General features: G+C 64.3%; 5 protein-coding genes. 4 read left to right on the top strand and 1 reads right to left on the bottom strand.

From position 1 onward, the window contains the following. On the top strand, positions 1 to 1,846 hold a 1,846-nt coding region (locus B8115_RS12675), incomplete at its 5' end, for a tetratricopeptide repeat protein (RefSeq protein WP_010628179.1). Here the strand turns inward: B8115_RS12675 and B8115_RS12680 are convergent. After that, positions 1,769 to 3,496 (bottom strand): FAD-dependent oxidoreductase, encoded by a 1,728-nt coding sequence (locus B8115_RS12680; RefSeq protein ID WP_010628180.1) that lies wholly within the window; start codon positions 3,494 to 3,496, stop codon positions 1,769 to 1,771. The genes B8115_RS12675 and B8115_RS12680 overlap by 78 nt on opposite strands. A 237-nt stretch (positions 3,497 to 3,733) precedes the next feature. On the opposite strand from B8115_RS12680, the gene B8115_RS12685 reads away from it, so the two are divergent. The 3 genes from B8115_RS12685 (at position 3,734) to B8115_RS12695 (ending at position 5,295) form a co-directional block, all read left to right on the top strand. Then, positions 3,734 to 4,174, top strand: coding sequence for a VapA/VapB family virulence-associated protein (locus B8115_RS12685; RefSeq protein WP_010628181.1), 441 nt, complete (start codon positions 3,734 to 3,736; stop codon positions 4,172 to 4,174). 188 nt (positions 4,175 to 4,362) lie between these two features. After that, positions 4,363 to 4,857 (top strand): GNAT family N-acetyltransferase, encoded by a 495-nt coding sequence (locus B8115_RS12690; RefSeq protein WP_010628182.1) that lies wholly within the window; start codon positions 4,363 to 4,365, stop codon positions 4,855 to 4,857. 60 nt (positions 4,858 to 4,917) lie between these two features. Beyond that, positions 4,918 to 5,295, top strand: a complete 378-nt coding sequence (locus tag B8115_RS12695; RefSeq protein WP_238539218.1) for a VOC family protein — start codon at positions 4,918 to 4,920, stop codon at positions 5,293 to 5,295. Positions 5,296 to 5,419: the final 124 nt, after the last annotated feature.

Genomic DNA, 5,419 nt, shown 5'->3' on the forward strand with positions numbered 1-5,419 from the left:
GCCGCCGCTGCGCCCGCAGGAGGCCGAGGCCCTGGTGGCCAGCTACGGCACGGTGCCCGCCGAGCACGCCGCCCGCTGCGTGACCCAGGCCCAGGGCAATCCGCTGTTCCTGACTCAGCTGCTGCTGTTCCATCCTCATCGCAGCCTGCCGGCCAGCCTCGCCAATCTGGTACAGAGCAAGCTGGATCAGCTCACCGATCTGGATCGTCGGGCCATGTGCATCGCCGCGGTGATGGGGCAGCGCTTCTCCCTGGCCTCGCTGCAGGAGGTGCTGGGGCAGGCCGATTATCAGCCCGAACTTCCCCAGCGCTACAGCCTGGTGCGCCCGCTGGAAGAGGACAGCTACCGCTTCGTGCACGACCTGATCCTGCAAGGCATCTACGAGGGGATTCCCAAGATTCAGCGTGACAGGCTGCATCTGCGCCTGGCTGCGCTCTACGGCGAGGCGGAACCTGGCTTGCGGGCGCGCCACCTGCATCGCGCGCGCTCATTGGAGGCGCCGAATGCCTTCCTGCAGGCGGTGGCAGCGGAAATGGCCCGCTATCGACACGAGGAGGCCATGGCGCTGCTGAGGGATTGCCGCGCCATCGATTACGCGCCGAAGGATGAGTGCCGGCTGATGCTGTTGCAGGGCCAGGTGGCGATGGCCACCGGGCAGATCCAGGCGGCGCGGGAGCACTTCGAGGCGGCGCGTACCTTCGCCCGGGAGGAGGGGCAGCGCATCACGGCCGATCTGTGGCTGGCTCGGGTGTTGAACATGCTCGATGCGCTGGAGGCGGAAGAGGCGATTCTCGACGGCCTGCTGCCTCTGGCCGAGGCGCTGGAGGATCCCTTGCCCCTGGCCGAGGCGCTCTATCTCAAGGGCAATCTCTATTTCCCCCGGGGCGACTTTGCCACCAGCCGCGCCTATCACATCCGTGCCCTGGAGCAGGCCCGCCGTGGCGGTGACGTGCGCACCGAGATCCAGGCCCTGAGCGGGCTGGGCGATGCCCACTATGCCGAGGGGCAGATGCGCAGCACCCTCGAGCTCTTCGACCACTGCGTCACGCTGTGCCGAACCCATGGCCATGCCGATCTGGAGGCTTCCAACCTGTTCATGCTGGGTACCGCCCGCATCTACGCCAACCAGACCGAGGCGGCGCTGGTTGACTGTTTCGATGCCGCCGAGCTGGGCAAGCGGGTCGGCAATCGGCGCGCCGAGGTGGTGGCGCGGCTCACGGCGGGGTGGATTCTGCTCTCCCAGGGCGAGCCTTATGCGGCGGACGAGCAGATCGAACAGGCGCTGACGGTGGCGCGTGGCCTGGGCTCCGGTCGTTTCGAGGCGTTCCTGCTGGAGAGTCGTGCCCGGGTCGAGCTGATCACCGGGCGGCTGGTCGAGGCGCGAGCCAGCATCGAGCGTGCCTGGCAGCTTGTCGAACAGCACGGCCTGAAGGCCTTTATCGGCCCCTGGGTACTGGGCACCCGGGCGCTGCTGGAAGAGCAGATCGAGACGCGCCTGGCGACGCTACAAGAGGGCGAAGCGCTGCTGGATGCCGGCTGCGTGGGGCACAACGGCTATCGCTTCCTGATCGCGGCGGCGGAGGTCAGCCTGCTCGACGGGCGACCGGAGGCGGCCCGCCACTATGCCCGGCGCCTGACCCAGCTGATGGGGGCGGAGCCCTGTGCCTGGGGCGAGCACCACCGCGCCCTGATCGAGGCCCACGCCGCCTGGCTGGAAAGCGGCGGCGAGCATGACCGGGAGAGCGGCGAATCGAGTGCTCAGGCCGCTCTAGAGGCTTGCTGGCAGCAGGGTGAAGCCGCCGGCCTGCGGATGACTCTGCCTTGTCTGGCTGCTGGGCGGCGCTAAGCGCAGGGGATTGGCCCGGCGCTCCGGTGCCGCCAGCAGCAGCGCGACGAGATGCGCCGACTGCTCAAGGCACTGCTCCTGCAGACCGGCACCGCGCGTCCAGCCGCCGGCGAACAGCAGTGGGCAGAGGTCCTGCCGGCCTTCGAAGCGCTTGCGCGCGGTGCTCTGATTGTAGTGCTCTATCTCCGCCTGCGCCTCGAGGCACTCGGCATCCAGCACGTTGTGCTTGAACAGGGTCCAGGCCTTGGCTTCCAGCGCGCTCTCCATCGGCGGCAGCCGGTCGCGGTAGCCAGACTCGCCGGGGGCAACACCCGACAGCGCTACCGGGGCGTCCAGCGGCGCGGGGTGACGGTCGAGCATCTCGCCGCGGGGAATCCGGTTCAGGTCATCCACCAGGGAGACAAAGTACTGCGGCAGGCCCGCCCGGTCGTAGCAGGGGTTTTCGGCATCGTTCTGATGACGATTCGCCACGTAGTCGATGCGGTAGGGGAAGAAGGTGTCTTCGGGGTTGCGCACCTCAATGTTGTAGGTGCGCCACAGGTTGCGATTGGGCGGCAGCCGAGCGGCGGAGGTGTGACAGACGCCAAAGCTGCGGGTATAGCGCACCTTGCCGAGAATGTGCTGCAGCTCCCGCTGGGTCTCGCTCAGACCATCGCCGAAGGTCAGCAGCGGCAGGGCGTCTTCGGCATGGGTGGCCATGATCAGCAGGTCGGCCTCCCAGCGGCGCTCGCCGGGCGCACGCTCCGTCAGCGTCACGCCTTGGGTCGAGAGGCTGGCTTCCACCTCGATACCGCGCAGGATCTTCACCTGCGGCCCCGGTGTCAGCGGATTGACCAGATGTGCCGCCAGCGCCTCCAGCCAGTGCTGGGCGCCGTGCTCGAAGTAGCGGCGGTCCGGCGGCGAACCGCCTTCTTGAATGCGGTAGTACTCGAAGGGCGCCTGCAGCGGCATGCCGCCCGGGCCGCGGTCGTCGGCGAAGTACATGGCCGAGATGCGCGGGTAGTAGATGCTGTGGCGAATGCGCTCCAGCCGGGCCGAGAGCTCCGGGTCGTCCCAGTCGATGGTAGCGCTCAACTGCTCCGCCGCTTCGCCCAGCATCTCGGCGGGTGCGGCCACGCAGCCATCGAAGAAGTCGTCCACCGTATAGCGCGGGGTAATGCGCCGGCTCTCCACCAGATTGATGGCGCTGCGGTGAACCACGGCGATCAGCACTGCCAGCCGGCCCCCATCGACCAGGCTCAGCTCATGGGCCGGGTCGCTCACGCCGCGTACCAGATCCCGGTCATCGGTGAGGGCCATGCTGCCGTCGCGGCTGAAGTAGCACTCGCTGTTTTCCAGCGGCTTCATGCGCTCCAGCTCACCGATCTCGGCGAGTATCGTGCGCAGGCGGTGGTAGGTGGCCAGATTGACGTCATTCACCCCCAGGTCGGCCCAGCGGCGGTAGGGCGTCTCGGGCTTGCCCGGCATGCGCCGGTTGCCCAGGTCGACCCACACCGTCTCCGCGTTGCCGCCCAGGGTGGCCTTGCGCTCGAACAGCGTGACCTCGATCTGCCGGGCCGCCTCGCTGCCGAACTTCTGTAGGTAGTAAGCCAGCGACAGGCCGGAAACCCCGCCGCCAATGATGGCGACCCGCAGCGGTGCATGGTCCATGATGACGCCCCCAGTCGTTGTTTTCCTAAGAATCCCTCAAGAGGATGGTGTAACCAAGGGGGTGAGACGAGGTGATACCGAAGTGATCCGTTGCGCTTCGTGGGGCTGATACCGGCGTTCGTGGTGATACCGAGCTGATGCGGTCGGTATGAGATTCTTCAACTGGAATGACTAGGGCAGTAAGCCGCGGTCGAGGTCCGACCGCCATTTCCAGAACAACATACGAGGTATCACCCCATGAACGCTCCGCAAACCATCGACAAGCAGCTGATCGCCCACGACTTCCGTGTCGCCATGCATGGCAAGCTCGAGCCCGAGAAGATCGACGATGTCGCCCAGACACTGGTTGCTTCCGAAACGGCCTATCCCGCCAACGGCAGCGTGGCCAGCCTGATCTTCTATCTGAAGTTCCAGGTCAATATCACCAATGGCGGCAAGACCTTCGACGGCAATGCTGGAGGCGCCTCCTCACCGGGCGGCGGCGCACTCTTCGGGCACGTCTACACCAACGACCTCGAGCGGCTCTATCGCGACACCGTGAGCTTCGAGTTCCAAGGCACACCGGTCTACCTGAGCATCCTGTTCTTCGACAGCCACAGCAAACTGCTGGGCCACTTCCAGTCGGGGGCAGTCTCCACCGTCATCGGTGTTGGAGGTGGCAAAGGAAAGTGGCATTGAGGTGGGTATTTGCTACTGACTTGATCAACAACCGGGGGCGCTTAGGCGCCCCCGGTTTTGTTAGGCGTCAATAAAATGTCTCCGTGCCTGTTGGCGTTGCCGGCAACGCTGGCGTAGGGTAAGGAAAAACTGAATAAGCAGCGCGTGTAGACCAGCGTGCGCATACCCCTAGACCACGACAAGACGCCATGCAGCCGATCACGATCAGACACATGGAGCCTGCCGATATTCCGCAGGTGCATGCACTGTACTCCGAGCCGCACGCCTACCTGGATACGCTGCAGCTCCCTTATCAACCGGTCGCCGCCTGGGAGAAAAGACTCGACTGCTCTCGCCCGGGGTTCGTCTGCCTGGTTGCCATCCAGAGCGATCAGGTCGTGGGGCAGCTGGGGTTGGAGGTCTTCCAGTCTCCTCGTAGGCGCCATGTCGCAACATTTGGCATGGGCGTCAAGGCAGCCGCCCGTGGCGCCGGCGTAGGATCTGCGCTCGTATCGGCCGCAATCGAAACCTGCGAGAAGTGGATGAACGTTTCGCGTATTGAGGTCGAGGTTTACACAGACAATCAGGCGGCAATCCGCCTCTACGAGAAGCATGGCTTTGTGGTTGAAGGAACGTGCCGGAACTACGCTTTTCGCAACGGCCAGTATGTGGACGCACACCTGATGGCGAGGGTGGTAGCCTAGTTCATTGACGTTGGTGGGTGGTCTTTGTGCTCAAATAGGAAAAAAATGTTAAATCATGTGATGATTGGGTCGAATGATCTCGAGCGTTCGAAGCGCTTCTACGATGCCGTGCTCGGCACGCTGGGAGCAGGGGAACCACTGCGCCACCAGGCGGCTTCCGGCCATATGCGTCTCTTCTACCGGCATGAAGGGAGCTCGTTTTGTGTGACCGAGCCCATCAATGACGAAGAAGCGACGACTGCGAATGGCAGCACGATTGGCTTCAAGTGCAACTCCCCTGAGCAGGTTCAGGCGTTCCATGACACAGCGGTCGCACATGGAGGCAAGACGATCGAAGATCCACCTGGGCTAAGGGAAAGCAGCTTGGGCGCAGTGCATCTCGCTTACGTACGTGACCCGGATGGCCACAAGCTATGTGCCATCTATCGCGCAAAGTAAGCATCGTTGGCTGAAGGCACCCACAACTGCCCGCGCGCCGCGTTTAGAGACGCGGCGCGTGAGTAGTAGTCTATGCAATTTTTCAGGGAGATATAATGGTTACGATAAAGGCGTGTTATATAGA

Source organism: Halomonas sp. KM-1 (assembly GCF_000246875.1).
In the GTDB taxonomy this organism is placed as follows: Bacteria; Pseudomonadota; Gammaproteobacteria; order Pseudomonadales; family Halomonadaceae; genus Halomonas; species Halomonas aerodenitrificans.

What these genes read in the sequence shown, in the direction of transcription:
- B8115_RS12680 (WP_010628180.1), bottom strand. Translation starts at nt 3,496, where the DNA reads ATGGACCATGCACCGCTGCGGGTCGCCATCATTGGCGGCGGGGTTTCC.
- B8115_RS12685 (WP_010628181.1), top strand. Translation starts at nt 3,734, where the DNA reads ATGAACGCTCCGCAAACCATCGACAAGCAGCTGATCGCCCACGACTTC.
- B8115_RS12690 (WP_010628182.1), top strand. Translation starts at nt 4,363, where the DNA reads ATGCAGCCGATCACGATCAGACACATGGAGCCTGCCGATATTCCGCAG.
- B8115_RS12695 (WP_238539218.1), top strand. Translation starts at nt 4,918, where the DNA reads ATGATTGGGTCGAATGATCTCGAGCGTTCGAAGCGCTTCTACGATGCC.